The following is a 17,193-nucleotide window of genomic DNA, read 5'->3' as shown; positions in this document are numbered from 1 at the left end:
TATGGCACGGAGAAGTAAGAATAAGTCTCGGAATCCTTATATTATTGTTTTTTGGGAGGGGGAAAGTGAAGAACAATATTTTAAATTTCTGAAAGATCGATTTCATGAGGTTGCGAACCTGAATGTGCACAATAAGAAAGGATTATTTGGGGCAGCCGATAAAGCATTTAGTCTTAAGGGTGTTTACTCTGATGATGTCTTAGATGTTGATGAAATATGGCTTGTGTTTGATACTGAAGTGGAGATGCGGGCAAAGTGGAAGGAAAACTGGGATATTGTAAAAAAAATAAGAAAAAAGTGTAAGAATGCAACTGTAAAATTATTTATGACAAAAGGTTGTATTGAGTATTATTTTCTTCTACATTATGAAAAGACACAGCCATTAATTGTGACAGTTCAGGATAAAGAAAATCTTTTGAAACGTCTTTCGACAAAAGATTACTGCCCGGGGTATAAAAAGGGTGATAAAGAGACTATTTGGAAGATTGCTGAAAGGTACACAATGGCTATAGAAAATGGTGAATGGTGCTTAAAACGGATTGCAGACGAACTTAAGGGAGTATCAACAGAGGATGCAATAACAGAAAAATTCTATTTTACTGATAGTACCTTTACAAATACGCACCGTGCAGTGCAATATTTATGCGATTTGAAATGGCAGTAGTATAACAAATATTTTCTATTGGAACAATCCATTGACAGAAAGACTGTGCGAAAATACAGCCTTTTGAAACTAATGAAATTCCCAATCCCTGCCGAAATATAATTACAATACTAATTACAGAAAGAGAAAATACAATGAAAAATAAGAAGTACATCAGAAACCTATCCATGATCGCCGTAAGTCTGTGCATCACCCTGACAGCCTGCGGAACAGAGAACTCCGGCATATTAACAGCGACCGTTGAACAGGCAGTGGAAGCATCGGCAGAGAGTACAGCGGCTGCCGGACAGACCGCAGAGACGGACAGCGAGACAGAAGGTCCTTTAGCACAGCGTGATGCGTTGGAGTGGGAACAGCGCCTGGATTACACAACGGAGAGACAGGCACAGTTAGCGGAGCTTACGGTGGAACTGACACAGGATACAGAGGAAGTGCAGAGCAAGGCACAGCCGGTGTTGGATGCCATGGCAGAGGGAAATGCAGATGCAGCAGTGGATAGTATCCTGGCAGAAGACTGGTACACGGTAATGCTGTCGGATCTTCTGATCGGACAGAGAAATTATACCGGCACCACCGACAATGGGGACTGGAAAATGCTGATTTTATCGGATGAATTGGGACAGCATTGCACTGCGATAGAGTATCCGCTTGCTGATGGCAGAGAATTTTACGTACAGGTCAGTGATAACGAAATCCGGTATTACGTCTGTGCTGAGAATGAAACCGGTGCGTTTACCAGCGGGAGCCTGAATCTGACAGATGGCACCTATACGGGATATGAAGGAACGTTATCTGCAGCAAACCTTCCGGAGGGGAAGCTTACAGTTCATATGGGAACTACGGATCCGGAAGCCGGGGCAGCAGAAGCATTTCGTAATCGAAGTGCACAGGCGGTGACCTATGAAGGAGAGTTTACGGCAGAGGGAAAGCCTGCGGCAGAGACTCCGAAAAAGCTGCAGAAGGAAGGTAATGCTGTTTATGCTGTCAGACAGGAAGGCAATAATATTTTCTACCTGACGGTAGCGGAGGTAGAAGTACAAAATGCATTTACACCGGAACAGCTGGGAATGGTAACAATCTGGGATTGATCAGTAAACGGAGAGCATAGTTATGATAGTAAAAGGAATAAAGAGATATAGTTGGATTCTGCTGGTAATAATGCTGGCTGTCTTCTGGAAAGCCCCACTGCATGCAGAAGCCGCCACAACACAGGTTGATAATCTGGTACTGATGGTTAATTTCAGTGAAGATGGCGATAATACCTTCAGCACAAACTTCAATAAGTATCAGGAAATGTACACCGGTACGGCATCAGCGCCGAAACGTTCCCTGGAAAAATATATTTCAACAATATCAGATGAACAGGTCAAGGTAAATAATTATTTCCCACAGGTAGTAAATGGACAATTCATACCGATCACTATCACCGGAACAGCACAACAATATCCGAATGCGTCCGATGGAGAGCTCTTTGTGGGAGCTGTCATTAACGCAGTAAACCAGGCTGGTTTGTCTCTGCCGTCGAAGCTGGACAGCAGATACAATAATGGATATATAGATAATCTTACGATTATCGTCCAGGTAGATAAGGATAAAATGACAGGAGCATTCGGCTCTCGTAAGGCAGATTGGGGAGATTCCAATACCCTGTTAGGTGGACAATGGAAAGTGGGGGCTTATAATGTGCTGCCGACTAACATGCTTGGGGTCGGAACGCTCACGGACTCAGGATATTCACTGGCTTCCCATGAATTCCTGCATACACTGGGAGCACCGGATCTGTATCGTACCTCGGGAGAGACTGGGGATCCGGTAGGGAGATGGTGGGATCTGATGGCAGGACCTAATTATACAGCATCTTATCCTTTGACCTATACACGGAAGGAACTCGGGTGGATGAGCATTGGGACATTGACGGAGAGTGGGACATACACCCTGCGGCCGGCAGAAGAATCCTCCGGCACCCGGGCATATATTCTGAAGACTTCCCGCAGTGATTCGGAATTCTTTGTGGTGGAATACCGGCAAAAGCCTTCCCCTTCCGAGCGGGAGGACTATGATTTCTATATTCCGGAGAGCGGACTGATCGTCTACCGGGTAAACAATGCGGTGGAGAATCATACCAATAAGGCAGGGGACAATTATATTTATGTGTTCCGGAAGGATACGCTGGATCCGGCAAAGGCACAGGAAGAGGTAATGTACGCCACGGTGGGAGGACAATACCGCAAAGCTCTGGGAAGCAGCGATATGGATGCTCCCTATACGGCAGATACTATCTTTTATTCGGATGGAAGTAACAGTGGAATTGTGATTGACCAGGTTCAGCCTGGGGCTGACGGAAGTATTTCATTTCATGTGGAATTCCCGGTACTTTCTGCTGACAGTTACTGGCAGCAGAGAGGAGAGAGTATCACCGGACTTTGTTCTCCTGCAATTACTGGGGATGCGGCGGGCAGCTGTCTGTATCTGGCAGGTATTGTAGAGGAACAGGGATGGAGCCTGTTGAAAATATATTCTTCACAGGCTGCAGACGGTAGATGGACAGAAATGCCGGGTAGTGCTATATCTCAAAAAATGTCACCGGTGGATCTTCTGAATGTGAACGGGGATATTTATGTGGCCTATATGGACACTTCAGGTTATGTGCACGTGTCGCAAGCGGATTCTATGGGTCTGAATAGCGTGTATACTTCACAGACAGCAGTCTGGCCACAGCGTCTGGAACTATTTTATGAACAGGGGAAACTGTGGGTGAGCTGGATGGACGACAAATCCCTTCAGGTGATCAATCTTTCAGATCAGTCCGGCCCGCTTCCGGCATTGACGGTACAGGGGGCGAGTATCTCGGGTGCAAAGCTGTTCTATTATGGTGGTAATTGGTATGCTTCCTATTGTGATTATATGACACCAGGGGCGAATGGCAGAGTCGCTGTCCTTCAGCAGCAAGGTTGGCAGGATGTGTATACCATGAATAGTCTGGGAAAGATCAGTTATGCGGATGTCTGTGTATCTGGTAATGTATTGTATCTGGCAGCCCTGAATAATGCGACTGCAAAGACAGCCTTGATTACATATGATGGTACGAAATGGAATGAAGAAATTCTGCCGGAGGAAATTCAAAGCACGGATACCGTAAGGCTGGCACTGAAGGACGGGATACCGTATATCTTCTGGACGGCGGGAAATGATAAAAAATTGCAGGCAGCATATCTGTTGGATGGCAGCTGGCAGAAGCTTGCGTCCACCATAGGGACAGATATCAATAGCTTTGATGTGTTTTGCGGGGGCAATACATTGTATGCTGCCGGAGCTACGACTACCGGAATCACTTCTGTAAAAACAATGAAGACGGTGGAAAATCCGACGCCAACGCCTACACCGACACCAACACCAACCCCGACCCCAACCCCAACCCCGACACCGAAGCCCCAGGTTACAGAACCGGAAGTGGGAAATGGCAATGTTGTCCTGGCTCTCCCCGCAGGCTATGACAGAAGTGCAAGGCTGTATATTGACGGTGTAGAGTTTTCCGGCACAGCATGGCAGAATGACGAGTCGAAACGGCTGATAAGCATCGGAAGCACAGGACCGTTGGGGACTACGGCACAGACAGCTATGGCAGTTCAATACAATGCATCAGGCATTCCCACCGGCATGTATGTATGGAGCCTCTCTTATAATGGAAGCTATTATACGGCTGCGGCGATCCCTGAGTTTGAGAATCTTTTTTCCTACCACGGATTTTCTGTGCGGTATACCGGCAACACCGGACTGAGATGTACCTTTGGTATAGATTCCGCAAAAAAACAGCAGCTGACCGGTGCTTCCGGACTGCAGGGATACCGGATCAAGGAAATCGGTACGCTGATTATGCGCCCGGATCTCTATACACAATATCCTATGGTCTATGGAAGCAATAAATTAGGCGGAGGAAAAACATATGGTGTCATCAACGGCAGATTCAGCGATAAGGTCATCAGAAGAGTGAATGGCAGAGATCAGTTTGCAAATGTCCTTACGAATCTTCCACCGGCTCGTTATAACACAGCGTATATCTTCCGCCCCTATACAGTCATGGAAAAGGACGGTAGCAATGTGGTAATCTATGGACCGGAAATGTCCCGTAGTATGTACACTGTCTGCAAACAGATTTTGAACCGTGGAGACTTCAGACCGGGAACGTCTGGTTATAATTTCCTGAAAAATATTGTGGACAGCGTAGAAAAGTAGAGATAGGAGCAATTCTGAATGGAAAGTAATAATAAAAATAAGAAAAATACAGTATGGATCATACTGACCTGTGTATTTGCACTGACGACATTAGTGTTGGGAATGGCATTATATCGTTCTCAGAGTGACAGGAAACTCCTGGAGCGTCAGCTGGCGGGAGCACAGGATGTGGTGGCAGTGACAATGGATCAGCAACAACAACTGGCAGGAGCAGATAATTTACAGGAAATCCGCATTATGAACGGTATATTACAGCAACAGGATAAGCATCAACAATGGGTAGATGTGGCACCGGTAGAAGATCTGCTGCAGGCGGATCCGGTACTGGCAGGAAGAAACAAGATGCAGGAACTGATCACACAGAACCGGGAAGCAGTGCAGAATGGAACCATCAGTGCAGAACAGATTTCTCCGCTGATGGCTAAAGCAGGTACCTTGACAGGCGTAGCACTGGTATCCGCATCCCAGGTGGAGAGCAGCAATAACAAAACAACTGCACAGCCACCGAAAGCACAGACAGGCAGTAATAGTACGACAACGGTAACAGCACCGGCAGCAACTCCGGTGGCAACACCTGCTCCGGTACAGCAGCCGGATAACAATAATAACTCTGATAATGATCATTCCGACAATGACTCTTCAGATAATGGAAGCTCCGATAATGGCAGTTCAGACAGTAATTCCGGTGGAGATTCCTCTGATAGTGGAGATGGCGAAGATATCGGATGGACGGATGAGATTCTGTAGAAATGAAAATTCCCAAACCATAGTTTAAAGAACTGATGGTTTGGGAATTTTTGTAAAGATGTTAAACAGTAATGCTTTCTATAATAATTATTTCTCCAAATCAATTGTCTTCAGCAATTCCTGAATCTGTTCCACGCTCAGCCACTCGGTATTATTGCCGGAGCTGTAGGAGAAGCCTTCCGGTACTCTCTTGCCGGTAGGAACGGCACGTCTGGATTCACTCCATACCATCTGAGGATATACGATGAAATGCTTATCGTATTCATAGGTATTCAGCGAGTCTTCTACTGTGACCATGATCTCATGGAGCTTTTCACCTTCGCGGATTCCTACTTCGGGCATTTTACATCCGGGCAGCATTGCCTGTGCCAGATCGGTAATCTTAAAGGAAGGAATCTTGGAGATGAAGGTCTCACCACCCTTGGATTCTTCCAGAGCTTTGATCACCAGTTCCACACCCTGCTGCAGGCTGATCCAGAAACGGGTCATGCGGTAGTCGGTGATAGGAAGTTCGGTACCGCCGTTTTTGATAATGTTATGGAAGAACGGGATCACGGATCCGCGGCTTCCTGCTACGTTGCCATAACGAACGATGGAGAAGCAGATGTCCTTGCTTCCGGCATAAGCGTTGGCAGCGATGAACAGCTTGTCGGATACCAGTTTGGTGCCGCCATACAGGTTAACGGGGTTAACGGCCTTATCGGTAGATAAAGCAACGACTTTCTTGACTCCGGTATCCAGTGCGGCATCAATGACATTCTGCGCACCGTGGATGTTGGTCTTGATAGCTTCTGCGGGATTGTACTCACAGGCGGGAACCTGCTTCAGAGCTGCGGCGTGGATGACATAGTCGACACCCTCAAATGCTCTGGTCAGACGCTCTTTGTCTCTGACATCGCCGATGAAGAAACGAAGCTTGTCCGCATACTGTTTGAACTCGTTCTGCATAATGAACTGCTTGAATTCATCGCGGGAATAAATGATGATCTTCTTTGGATTGTAATTATCCAATACATACTTGGTAAAAGCTTTACCGAAGCTGCCGGTACCGCCGGTGATCAAAATGGATTTATTATCTAATAACATAATGTCCTCACTTTCGAAACTTAAATTCTTTATCATAATAACATATTGTATGGAAAAACGCAATTATTACGCAGTTTATATTATCCTAATGATATTTAACAAATAAATAAAAGCAAAAGGGATGCAGTATGAAGTATAATAGGAATAAAAGAATGCCTTACGGCAGTAATTTAATAGCGATCTGCGGAGGTGAAAATATACTTGAATATGTCAAAACCAAATAATTTAGCCGTTTTATATCCTGGCCTCATTAGGCAGTGGGATTATGAGAAAAACAATGGACTTACTCCGCAGGAAGTTACTGCCGGTTCTCAGAAGAAAGTATATTGGATCTGCGAGAAGGGGCATTCTTTCGACATGGATATCCGAAGCAGAACGAAAGGGCAGGGGTGTCCTTATTGTAATAACAGAAGAATTTTGCCGGGATACAACGATCTGGCCACCTTGAACAAAGAACTGGCAGCGGAGTGGAATTGGGAGAAAAACGGCAATCTGAAACCTACGGATGTGGGGACAGGCTCTAAAAACAGAGTTTGGTGGAAATGCGATAAAGGTCATGAATGGCAGGCACGTGTGATTCAGAGAAATGGTGGCACGGGATGCCCGGTGTGTGCGAATAGAATCGTTTTAAAATCCTATAATGATTTTGCATCACAGCACCCGGAGCTGCTGTCGGAATGGGACTACGACAGAAATGAGATTGACCCGTCAGAATGTGCATGCTTTAGCAGAAAAAGGGTATGGTGGAATTGCAGAAGAGGGCATCATTGGAAGGCGACTGTCAGCGACCGGAGCAAGGGAACGGGATGCCCTAAATGTTCAGAGGAACGCAGGGTATCTTTTCCGGAAAAGGCAATCCTCTATTATTTGCGCCTACATATAGAGAATGTACAGGCAAATTACAGGGACGAGAACATAGCACCTTATGAACTGGATATTTATTTGCCGGAATATCGTCTGGCAATTGAATATGACGGAACTTACGGACATTCTAGGGGAAACGGAATAGCCAGAGATCTTCGGAAAAACCGGAAATGTGAGGAAAATCACATTGCACTGGTCCGGATACGGGAGAAGGACTGTCCGGAACTGAATGATTCTTCTTTCGATTACAGACTGGAAGACAGAAATGGATTAAGGGATGCAATTTATTTTTTGTATCAGTATTTATCAGATAAATACGCAGTTGAGATACACATGAAAGAGGATGAGGTGGATCCGGAACGGGATGCGGCAGAGATTTATTCACTGATTGCATTCAGCGAGAAAGAAAATTCAATTTTGAAAAAGGCACCTCAGATTGCAAAAATGTGGCATCCCACAAAGAACGGCCGGGTAACGCCGGAAGATATTTCTGTCGGGTCCAGTAAAAAGTTCTGGTGGCAGGGAGATTGCGGTCACGAATGGATGAGTACAGTTTCTTATGAAATCAGCAGTGGAAAGTGTCCTTATTGTTCCGGAATGCGGGTTTTACAAGGGTTTAATGATCTGGCAACGGTGAATCCGGCAATTGCAAAAGAATGGGATTATGAAAAGAATGATGAATTATCCCCGGAGAAAATTACTGCCGGAAGCGGTAAAAAAGTATGGTGGAGATGTGAAAAAGGTCATTTCTGGTATGCTTCCATTGTTTCAAGAAATCGAGGAAATGGTTGCCCTATCTGTGCAAATCGTATTGCTTTAAAAGGATACAACGACATTACTTCAAATGAAAGACTGCTGAAATCATGGGATTTTGAGAAAAATAGTGGACTGGATCCAACAAAGCTTAGCATTGGATCAGAGAAAACAGTATGGTGGCTTTGTCCTGTGTGTGGATGCGAATGGAAGGCAATGATCCGCCGACGGGCGGAGGGAAATGGCTGCCCGGAATGTGGGAAGAGGATCCGATATGCAAATTCCAGAAGGAATATGGTAAAAGACAGAGGGAACCTTGCGGAGAAGAATCCCGCTCTGCTGGAAGCGTGGGATTGGGAGAAGAATACAGTCAGTCCCTATGAAATCCTGGCAGGATATACGAAAAAAGTTTGGTGGAAATGCAAACAATGCGGAAATGAATGGGAAGCCACGGTGATCTCCAGAAATAATGGACGGGGCTGTCCTGCTTGTGCCGAAAAGAGCAGAGCCGCAGCGAGACAAAGGAAGCTTTTGAGTAAAAAGCAGCCGATTACCATGACGCATCCGGAACTGATGCAGGATTGGGACTATGAGGAAAACAGCAACCTGAATCCTGATTTTCTGACAGCGGGTTCCGGAAAAAGAGCAGGCTGGAAGTGCCATCTCTGCGAGACGAAATGGACGGCAGTTATTGTGGAAAGAACCAGAGGAAAGGGCAAATGCCCGAAATGCAGTAAACATTGAGAGGAGGAACGGCATGTATCATCCAACAGTAGAGGAATTGAATAAAACACCATGGGAAAAACAAATGGCACAGCAAATGACTCTTGATAATTCAGGGGTAACGTTATCCTATCGCAATGTACTCTATATCATTCAACAACATTTAAAGACTTTATATGGGGATATGGCAGACTGGAACAAAAATCTGGGAATCTATTTGCGGTCAGAGGAAAGAAAGCATTCGACATTGTTCGTGGATAAGATAGAAAATGTACTGGAAATTACTACAGATCATTTGCAGGCTGCAATGCAATTTGAAGAACAGAATCAAAGGATGGCCGCAATGGCATGTGAACTGTATCAGAACTGGTGTAATACCCAGAATGTGCAGTCACTGGCACAGGCTGCGGAGATACTGGGAGTGTTTCCGGGAGAGAGCAGGATTTCTCTAAATGAGTATTACGTAGTATTTCCCGGAGAAAAAGAAGAACGGAAAAAAATCAGGGCGCAAGTTTTGTCGGACGAAAATTCTATCAGGCTTCTTTCGATGGTTGTTAATTTGATGGTTTCGTTTTACCGGGATGGTTTATTGTGTACCTATCCCGGTGTGGGGACAATGATTACGCAGCCGAGAGGAAAGCTTTTCTGGAGAGGAGAAAACGCATCTTACGGCTCTTCGAAACCGAGTATTTACAGGAGCACCGGAAATTTGTCCCCAGGGATATTCCAGGCAGTGACTAAAATGAGATACGATGAGTGTGGCAAACTGTTGGATCAGATGGAGGCACCATTGCAGTGGTCCAGACAAATCAGCGATGTTTCTTACATGGCGATTATGCAGCATTATGGATTGCCCACGCATATGCTGGATATTACCGGTGATATAAAAACGGCTCTCTTTTTTGCGTGCTGTAAGTGGAAACAGGAAGATTCATTTAGCAGATGGGAGCCTCTCAGAAAGTGTGATTTTGAGAAAAAGGATTCCAGACCCAATGTGGCTGAAATAGGTGGAGATTCCCGGTATGGAATGATTTATAAGGCAAGGACGGAGATAGAAGATCTGATGTGGCTGGTAGTGGAAACCGCAAAAAATAACTGTGGGGAAAATTCGGAATATCAATCCATGGAAAAGCATGTGATACCGGTGGGGTATCAGCCGTTTAACCGGTGTAGGTCGCAGCATGCCTATATGGTTCTTGGAATACAGGATCTGTATCTGGATGCACAATTCGATAAGGCGAAATTCTTATTGGATGAGGATTTCTGTGAATGGATCTATGAGGAAATGGAAAAAGGCGAAAAAATATATCCTCATAAGGATGTCCCCGATATTACCAAATACATTTCAAAGATAGCCAATACACATATATTTAGCAAAAGTGTTTTTGATGAATACTGCAAATTAAATCAATACAATCAAAAAAGAAGTGAAATATTAAAGAATAGTCTGAAACAGGAGGGATTTTTCATTAGTGACAGAGAACTGACGTTTATAGAACCCGACAAATTAAAGCAACTGAATGAAAAATATACGTTAGAGGATGCCCGGAGAATAGCCGATATAAAACCGGTAGCCAAGCCTATGATAGTGATAACCGGGTAAATGGTAACAGCACCTGAAAATTTTGGTGCATAAACTCATGATAAAAAATTCATGATAAAAAATTTAAAAATGTTTGTAAGATTTTGTCATTTATTGTCATGTACTAAATAGAGGGATTTTATATTACAGGACAAAGGTGGTAGCTAAATGTATGATACTGAAGAAAAATGTATGGAATTGGCGGAGAAACTTAAGAAAATATGTGAAGCCAAGGGAAGTACACCGTACAAACTTGCTAAAGAAGCAGGTATTTCTTCGTCTACAATAAGTGAATTCTTGAAGGGAAATTCAAAACCAAGAATTGATACATTACTGATTATTTGTAATCAACTTGGGATTTCTATGACGGACTTTTTGGAAGAACGGGAGGTTATGGAACAGTATGCCAAGGAGGAAGAAGAACTGGTAAAAGTATATAGAAGTTTATCAGGAGAGAAGAGAAAGCAATTAGGTACATATGTGAAAATGCTTGAGGAATATAGCGGGAGAATAGATGACTGAGAATAAAAAATTGAAAAGAAAATTAATTGTACAGTCATTTTTGCCATTGTCGATTCTTATAGTAATCAAAAGCGTAACGAAGGAAACGCTTGGGAAAATATATTGTTTGCTGGATAGCATACTACATAAATGCAATATCATTGAGATGATTCAAGAGACAGGACTGAGGGACGATATTTGGCAGATTTTAATTGGTATTATTGCACTTTGGTTTGCAATCAGTGGATTCATTACGTTCTGGCAATTTCGGCAGGCGCGTTTTACAGCATTTAATGATGATGGGGATAAAATTGTGATAGAAGACAAGATACAAGACTCCGGTATCAGCTTTTTTATGACGTTTATACTTTCGCTGTTGGTGGATAAAGTAAGTACAGTTAATGAGTTTATCTCATATATACTGGTGATGTGGTTTGTTGCAGAACTTATGGTCAAAACGGATTTATATTACCAGAATCCTGTATTGATTTTATTGCAATACAAGCTTTACAGGGTGAAATTTACTTCTGACATAGCGAATGTACCAAATCCCAAAACATATATTGCTATATGCCGTGAGGAACTGGACGAAAATAAGGTAGTAAAATGGAAATATATTTCGGATGATGTGTGCCTTATGTACAACAAGAACAGAAAGGAACAGTAAATGGAAGATGTAAGAGAAGAATGTACAATGCAAAACATAGTAACGGAAATAGAAACTATGTTTTGCGATGAAGAATATGGATTCGAAGTATATGCACTTATAAAAGGTGATGAAAAGACACTAAAGCGCTTTGCGTTCTATGAAAAAAGTAAAAACAATCAAGATAATTTCAAAGACAAAATTCAGAAAACAATTGCTGAGGTTGTGAAAAGAGATTATGGAGTTGAAGCATCACAATATGTAAGTGTAGATTATGTGGCGGATGATCAACACAGAATATATGTGCTGCCACAGAACGAACAATATGCCCCTTTTGAATATTTGAAAGCTGTTGAGCCGAAGGAAAATTATTTTGGAGTAAATGACTTTGACAATGTGGATGCAATACTCTTTCGGTTTAAAAGAGAGAGCAGGTGTATATGGGCATATCAAAGTGTTCAGCCTATATTGATTCCGAACAAGAAAAAAGAAAATTTTTTGGTCAAGGCGATATCTACAGAAGATATGGACAAGTTCGAGGAATTTACGGATAGAATTTTTACGATAACTCAAAAAGTAAATTTACTGGTGGTGGGAGAGAATATACTGACCAGGGATATAAAGCTGATGCAGAGGCACTTTGGCTTTGAACAGTATATTCGTTCAGAAGCCATGAAAGTTGTGGAGGATATAACCAAAACGGGTCTTGTGGAAAACAATTTTAAATTACAGGAATATGTAAGTCGTCCATCAAAGACATACGCCAAAAAAATGCTTCGAATTAAGCAGTACAATGTTGTGAAACTGAAATCAAAGGAGTTAATAAAGAAAATTCAAAAAACGGAAAGATGGCGTGAAACATTTACGATTATAAATGGAAAAATACAGCTAAACACTTATAAAGACGTAGAACACTTGATAGATCTGTTTGATGAAAGGTATACAAAGTCATTAATAACAAATGATGAGTTTGATACAGATGTAAAGCGAATAGCAAAGAAGAATGAAACGTGATAGATAATCAGATATTATCAGTCGGTTTTTAGTATTCCAAACAGCCCAAAGGAGGATTTAATTATGAAAGTGAGCGTTATCGTTACAACCCATAACACAGAAAGGTATCTATTAAAATGTATGGATTCCATTTTTAACCAAACCTTATCAGACATTGAAATTATTATTGCAGATGATGCATCTACAGACAGTACTCCTCAAATAGCAACTGAACTTGCCAAAACGCACGAAAATGTTTTGTTTTTGCCGCTTTCTACCAGCCTTGGGCCTGGAGGAGCCCGAAATAAAGCGCTCCAACAGGCATCTGGAGAGTACATATCATTTATTGACAGTGATGATTGGATGGACCTAAATTATCTGGAAGTAATGTATAATAAAGCGCAACAATTAAATGCCGATATTGTTACATGTAGTTTGATGCGAGAATACGATTATATTACTACTTCTCCCGTATATAAGTGCAAATACGATCAAGATTATGTGCTTTCTGGAGAGATTGCATTTCGTATTATGACAAACGAGTATAATTATGGTATAAAGTTCTTGCCGTCAGCTTTAAATAAAATATATCGAAAAACTTTTTTGACGGATAATTTATTAACATTTCCAGAGCATATTTTTTTTGAAGATCAACCTTTTTCATATAGTTGCACGCTGGCTGCAAATAGAGTGGTTTGTGTCCCTCAAGTTGTGTATCACCACTATAAACGTTCGGGATCCATTGTACAGTCATTTAATCAAAAGAATATAGACGATATGATGACTGCATACAAAATGATTAAGGAATACCTGCAGAAAAATAACATTTATAAAAAATTTCGATTTAACTATTATTCATCATTACAGCATTTTTATAATTTAATTGTTCGACAAATATTTGAGTTTGTCCCTGACGAAAAATCTAAAAAAGAATATCTCAAATATTCTTTCATTCGTCTGAAGGAGGTTATAGACATAGACGAATATATTGATTTTTTATCTTCTGAAGAACTGCGAAAGCATATTCAACCGAATATCACTGATACTACTATATATTAAAAGCAACTCTATATCCGCATGCTATTACACTTAATATAGCATGCGGATATCTATATAATATTTCCCTTCCCGAAGATGCCCGCCTAAATAAAACTCTAAATCATCTAATGAAAATTCATATTGATTTATATATTTTATGTTGTGACTAATAACAGGAAGGTACGTTGACCTTTCAGCGAATAATGTCACTTCTTTTTCCAGTTCATTTATTGCTGCCATTTTTTGATGCTTATGCAAATATACTAATGCCGAATATGCTGCTTCAAAAGCAAGTTGACGCACTTTCAATGGTCGCTGCGTTTTCATATATTCCAGCCTATACTTCTCACACAGTGGTAAATCTCCTTTGGTTAATGATAGAAGAGAGGTAGCAAAAATGTGTCTATTATAATCATGAACAAAGTTTTCTTTTAATAGATTATTTGCGACAATGACTTCGCTGATATCTACTTTATCATTAATACAATCGAGAAATATAACAGCAAAATTATACATATATTTTGTCTTGGCATCGCAATCCGGTCTATTCTGTACCAGACTGTTATATTCTCTAAGTATTTTTTGCGCTGTATCAAAATCATTTGTAAGATTACATAAAATCAAGCGATACGTGGAAAAAGGAATATCTTTTGAAAACAAAAAATCTTTTGCCGGAATTTTATCCAAACAATTAATTCCATTTTCACTGTCAATAAACATTTTTACTGTGTTTACAGCGTATTTTATCGATGGAAGATCCCAGCCGAACAGAACTTTCCAATTATTTTGAACAGCTGTTGCCATTCTGTTAAAGCAATCTATTTTTTGCAAAGCTTCTTGATACTTATTGCTTTCATAGAGTGAATTGATTATTTCCCACAATGCAATATATCGAATTATTATTACTGTTGTGTCTGATACCGAAGCTGCCTCTGTATATAAACGTTGAAACAGATCATATCCAGAATAAGTTGTTCCGGCATTTGCATTTGCATAAGCAAAATATGCAAAAAACATAAAATAATTTTGAGTACAAACACCGTTTTTGAACTGCCTTTTTACAGTGTCTTCCAGAAAAATGTTTTCCAAAATATAATAAATTGAATAATATTTCTGCTCAGCAAATAACTCCTCCATTTTGCTTAATGCTTCCTCTACGGTATTGTTTTCCTGGCTTTTTAGTTCAAGTTGTAATTTCATATGGTAAACATCTTCAAAGGGAATATGTATACCATTATATGGTTTTAAAGAAAAATGACTAATAAATATATCTCTATAGTAATCATGCCAACTCACAAAAAAATCATCATCATTTTTTCTGATTAATTCGGCATCTAATAGTAAATTAAGGGTTTCAGCAGATTGTGGAATATCATTTATTAACTTACGATGTATTCCTGATAAGGTATAATAAATACAGGAACATAATGCTTCCGCATCAGCATTTCTGCTAAACGTATTTTTGAATTTAGAAATTATTTCATTTTTGAGAAGCTCACATCGCATAAATGAGTGATATGCTAGCTTAAAATCGTCGATATTTTTTATAGCATCGTTCAGTGTAGACAAATATTTCAAAAAATATACCACTTCTATTACCGATCCAAAAAGTGTTGTTATGCCAGCAGCATCAACATCAATATTTTTATTGCCAAGAAGTGTACATATATCATTACTGGTGACGTTCACTTCAATACTATCAAAAAATTGTTTTTTACCATTTCTATATTTTTCCATAGAAATTTTTTGATGTGAAGTTATAATGCAAAAAACAGGGTATTCCCGACTTATTAGTAACTTAAGCATTTCCTTTAAAATATTTCCGTATTCACGTGGTACTTTATGAATATCATCCAAAAGTATAATGCGATTATTAATACATATGTTGCTGAGAAAAATATCTTTTAACAGTTCAGGATTTTGAACATATTTTATAAAATCTTCTATTTCGGTTGAGAAAAAAACAAAATTCCAAAAAATATCTTTGATTTTAGGAAAATTTTTTCGTAATTCATTTACATAATCCGAATCTAAATCCTCAAAATATAAATACGGGAAAAACAATTGAAAAATAATTTTTTTAATAACCTTTATGTCATCTATTTTATCGCCTGAAAAAGTATAAGTGCTACATAATATATGCTGTTTTTCTTTCATTAACTTATTTTTAAATAACTGTAGGACATAAGATTTTCCAATTCCGGAACTTCCATATATTGATATTAACGAAAATTCACAATCCGGATTATGGGTATGATCTGTCAGATCCTTACATAATTTATCAACCAACTTATTTTGTGATGGAATGTCAAAAAATATATTTTCTGAATTTATAATTTTTATTGCAGTTGCCGGAATAATTTGTATTTCAAAATCTTCTGTACTAGATTCGTTTTCTAATAAATAAGCAATGGATATGGGCTGTAGCGTCTTATATTCGCCAGGTGAATCCAATTTTGAAATAGGCTCATATTCCAAATTTTCCGGTATACAGGCATAAAAAACATAATCATTAATTCCCTTTTTTAAATGAATTTTTTTCGAATCCTCTGATAGTAGTTGGATATTAATACAGCTATTCAATGTGGCGTCAAAATCCTTGTATACAGAAATGGAAAAGTGAATTTCATATATTCCACCAACGTATACAGAAGATAGCGGTTCTTGAAAAAAATTATTTCCAATAGAGTAAAAAGAAAGTTCTTCAATATGGTTGAAATATGGTTTTTCTAATTGATTATACATATCAAGAGTACATTTAAATTTAGATCCAAAAAAAGAAAACGGCTTGTCTAAAAGCCAGTTTTCCAAATGACTTTTTGTATAGAATTTCACCTCGCTACAACTATTGGAGAATATCAAAGCTTTTCGAATATCCGCAATTGTTTTTGATGCTATCTCTAAATTTGTAACAAAAATGATTTTTGAAATATTGCGTGACAAAATTGCGCTAACAATAGTTGCATCCAAGCGATATCTGCTTATTATGCTATTTTCCTGAGTTGCCTCAGCAGAATATTTAGCTTCCATCCACCAGACATCCACATTATTTGCATATCCAACAAATACAGCAAAATCCGGCTTTGGAGTGTCTGAAACTTCTCTGGCCAGAATTGCATCATGATTTCCGTCTCGCGTCTCCTTTGTTGGTTTCCATGAGCATCCATTTTGTGGTTCATTTTCTTCTACAAATTCAAGAGCCAATTTTTCAAATCCCCTAAAACCATCTACTATTGTTTCCCAATTAATATTCATTCTATGCAACCACCTCTATTTTTATAAATAATTGTAAAATTAAATGATAATATCTGATTATCAGTCAGTTACAACAGAATAGAGGAATCGCCGGCATTGAGGAGAATG

Annotated in this window: 12 protein-coding genes; 10 read left to right on the top strand and 2 right to left on the bottom strand. The window is 40.1% G+C overall.

The genetic code is table 11. From position 1 onward, the window contains the following. The first annotated feature begins 1 nt into the window (after position 1). From OCV96_RS03350 to OCV96_RS03335, 4 genes are all read left to right on the top strand, one after another. Positions 2-664: an RloB family protein gene (locus OCV96_RS03350; protein WP_262593497.1), complete on the top strand. Its 663-nt coding sequence runs from the start codon at positions 2-4 to the stop codon at positions 662-664. A 134-nt stretch (positions 665-798) separates the two neighbouring features. Next, on the top strand, positions 799-1,752 hold the full coding sequence (locus OCV96_RS03345) for a hypothetical protein (RefSeq protein ID WP_262593496.1): 954 nt from the start codon (positions 799-801) through the stop codon (positions 1,750-1,752). Between the two features lie 22 nt (positions 1,753-1,774). Next, the gene (locus OCV96_RS03340) at positions 1,775-4,897 is read left to right on the top strand and encodes a metallopeptidase domain-containing protein (RefSeq protein WP_262593495.1); all 3,123 of its coding nucleotides are present in this window, start codon (positions 1,775-1,777) and stop codon (positions 4,895-4,897) included. Positions 4,898-4,915: 18 nt separating this feature from the next. After that, positions 4,916-5,644: a hypothetical protein gene (locus OCV96_RS03335; RefSeq protein ID WP_262593494.1), complete on the top strand. Its 729-nt coding sequence runs from the start codon at positions 4,916-4,918 to the stop codon at positions 5,642-5,644. Between the two features lie 87 nt (positions 5,645-5,731). Here OCV96_RS03335 and pseB read toward each other — a convergent pair whose 3' ends face one another. Beyond that, positions 5,732-6,730: a UDP-N-acetylglucosamine 4,6-dehydratase (inverting) gene (gene pseB / locus OCV96_RS03330; RefSeq protein ID WP_262593493.1), complete on the bottom strand. Its 999-nt coding sequence runs from the start codon at positions 6,728-6,730 to the stop codon at positions 5,732-5,734. A gap of 207 nt (positions 6,731-6,937) precedes the next feature. On the opposite strand from pseB, the gene OCV96_RS03325 reads away from it, so the two are divergent. The 6 genes from OCV96_RS03325 to OCV96_RS03300 all read left to right on the top strand — a co-directional run bounded on the left by OCV96_RS03325 (position 6,938) and on the right by OCV96_RS03300 (position 13,851). Continuing rightward, complete coding sequence (locus OCV96_RS03325; RefSeq protein WP_262593492.1) at positions 6,938-9,091, top strand: zinc-ribbon domain-containing protein; 2,154 nt, start codon at positions 6,938-6,940, stop codon at positions 9,089-9,091. 13 nt (positions 9,092-9,104) lie between these two features. Further along, on the top strand, positions 9,105-10,673 hold the full coding sequence (locus tag OCV96_RS03320) for an FRG domain-containing protein (protein WP_262593491.1): 1,569 nt from the start codon (positions 9,105-9,107) through the stop codon (positions 10,671-10,673). A 147-nt stretch (positions 10,674-10,820) separates the two neighbouring features. Then, entirely contained in the window at positions 10,821-11,174 is a 354-nt protein-coding gene (locus OCV96_RS03315; protein WP_148446909.1) for a helix-turn-helix domain-containing protein, read from the top strand. After that, positions 11,167-11,820: a hypothetical protein gene (locus OCV96_RS03310; RefSeq protein WP_262593490.1), complete on the top strand. Its 654-nt coding sequence runs from the start codon at positions 11,167-11,169 to the stop codon at positions 11,818-11,820. The genes OCV96_RS03315 and OCV96_RS03310 overlap by 8 nt, the downstream gene beginning before the upstream one ends. Then, positions 11,821-12,813, top strand: a complete 993-nt coding sequence (locus OCV96_RS03305) for a DUF4868 domain-containing protein (protein WP_227733910.1) — start codon at positions 11,821-11,823, stop codon at positions 12,811-12,813. Positions 12,814-12,876: 63 nt separating this feature from the next. Further along, positions 12,877-13,851: a glycosyltransferase family 2 protein gene (locus OCV96_RS03300; protein WP_227733912.1), complete on the top strand. Its 975-nt coding sequence runs from the start codon at positions 12,877-12,879 to the stop codon at positions 13,849-13,851. Positions 13,852-13,881: 30 nt separating this feature from the next. Here OCV96_RS03300 and OCV96_RS03295 read toward each other — a convergent pair whose 3' ends face one another. After that, the gene (locus tag OCV96_RS03295; RefSeq protein WP_262593489.1) at positions 13,882-17,085 is read right to left on the bottom strand and encodes a hypothetical protein; all 3,204 of its coding nucleotides are present in this window, start codon (positions 17,083-17,085) and stop codon (positions 13,882-13,884) included. Positions 17,086-17,193: the final 108 nt, after the last annotated feature.

It is taken from the genome of Waltera acetigignens (genome assembly GCF_025567015.1).
Taxonomy (GTDB): Bacteria; Bacillota; Clostridia; order Lachnospirales; family Lachnospiraceae; genus Acetatifactor; species Acetatifactor acetigignens.
The sequence above is the reverse complement of the archived record's forward strand: the minus strand, read 5'-3'. Positions and strand labels throughout refer to the sequence as shown.

What these genes read in the sequence shown, in the direction of transcription:
- OCV96_RS03325 (WP_262593492.1), top strand. Translation starts at nt 6,938, where the DNA reads ATGTCAAAACCAAATAATTTAGCCGTTTTATATCCTGGCCTCATTAGG.
- OCV96_RS03310 (WP_262593490.1), top strand. Translation starts at nt 11,167, where the DNA reads ATGACTGAGAATAAAAAATTGAAAAGAAAATTAATTGTACAGTCATTT.
- OCV96_RS03340 (WP_262593495.1), top strand. Translation starts at nt 1,775, where the DNA reads ATGATAGTAAAAGGAATAAAGAGATATAGTTGGATTCTGCTGGTAATA.
- OCV96_RS03295 (WP_262593489.1), bottom strand. Translation starts at nt 17,085, where the DNA reads ATGAATATTAATTGGGAAACAATAGTAGATGGTTTTAGGGGATTTGAA.
- OCV96_RS03320 (WP_262593491.1), top strand. Translation starts at nt 9,105, where the DNA reads ATGTATCATCCAACAGTAGAGGAATTGAATAAAACACCATGGGAAAAA.
- pseB (WP_262593493.1), bottom strand. Translation starts at nt 6,730, where the DNA reads ATGTTATTAGATAATAAATCCATTTTGATCACCGGCGGTACCGGCAGC.
- OCV96_RS03300 (WP_227733912.1), top strand. Translation starts at nt 12,877, where the DNA reads ATGAAAGTGAGCGTTATCGTTACAACCCATAACACAGAAAGGTATCTA.
- OCV96_RS03335 (WP_262593494.1), top strand. Translation starts at nt 4,916, where the DNA reads ATGGAAAGTAATAATAAAAATAAGAAAAATACAGTATGGATCATACTG.
- OCV96_RS03315 (WP_148446909.1), top strand. Translation starts at nt 10,821, where the DNA reads ATGTATGATACTGAAGAAAAATGTATGGAATTGGCGGAGAAACTTAAG.
- OCV96_RS03345 (WP_262593496.1), top strand. Translation starts at nt 799, where the DNA reads ATGAAAAATAAGAAGTACATCAGAAACCTATCCATGATCGCCGTAAGT.
- OCV96_RS03305 (WP_227733910.1), top strand. Translation starts at nt 11,821, where the DNA reads ATGGAAGATGTAAGAGAAGAATGTACAATGCAAAACATAGTAACGGAA.
- OCV96_RS03350 (WP_262593497.1), top strand. Translation starts at nt 2, where the DNA reads ATGGCACGGAGAAGTAAGAATAAGTCTCGGAATCCTTATATTATTGTT.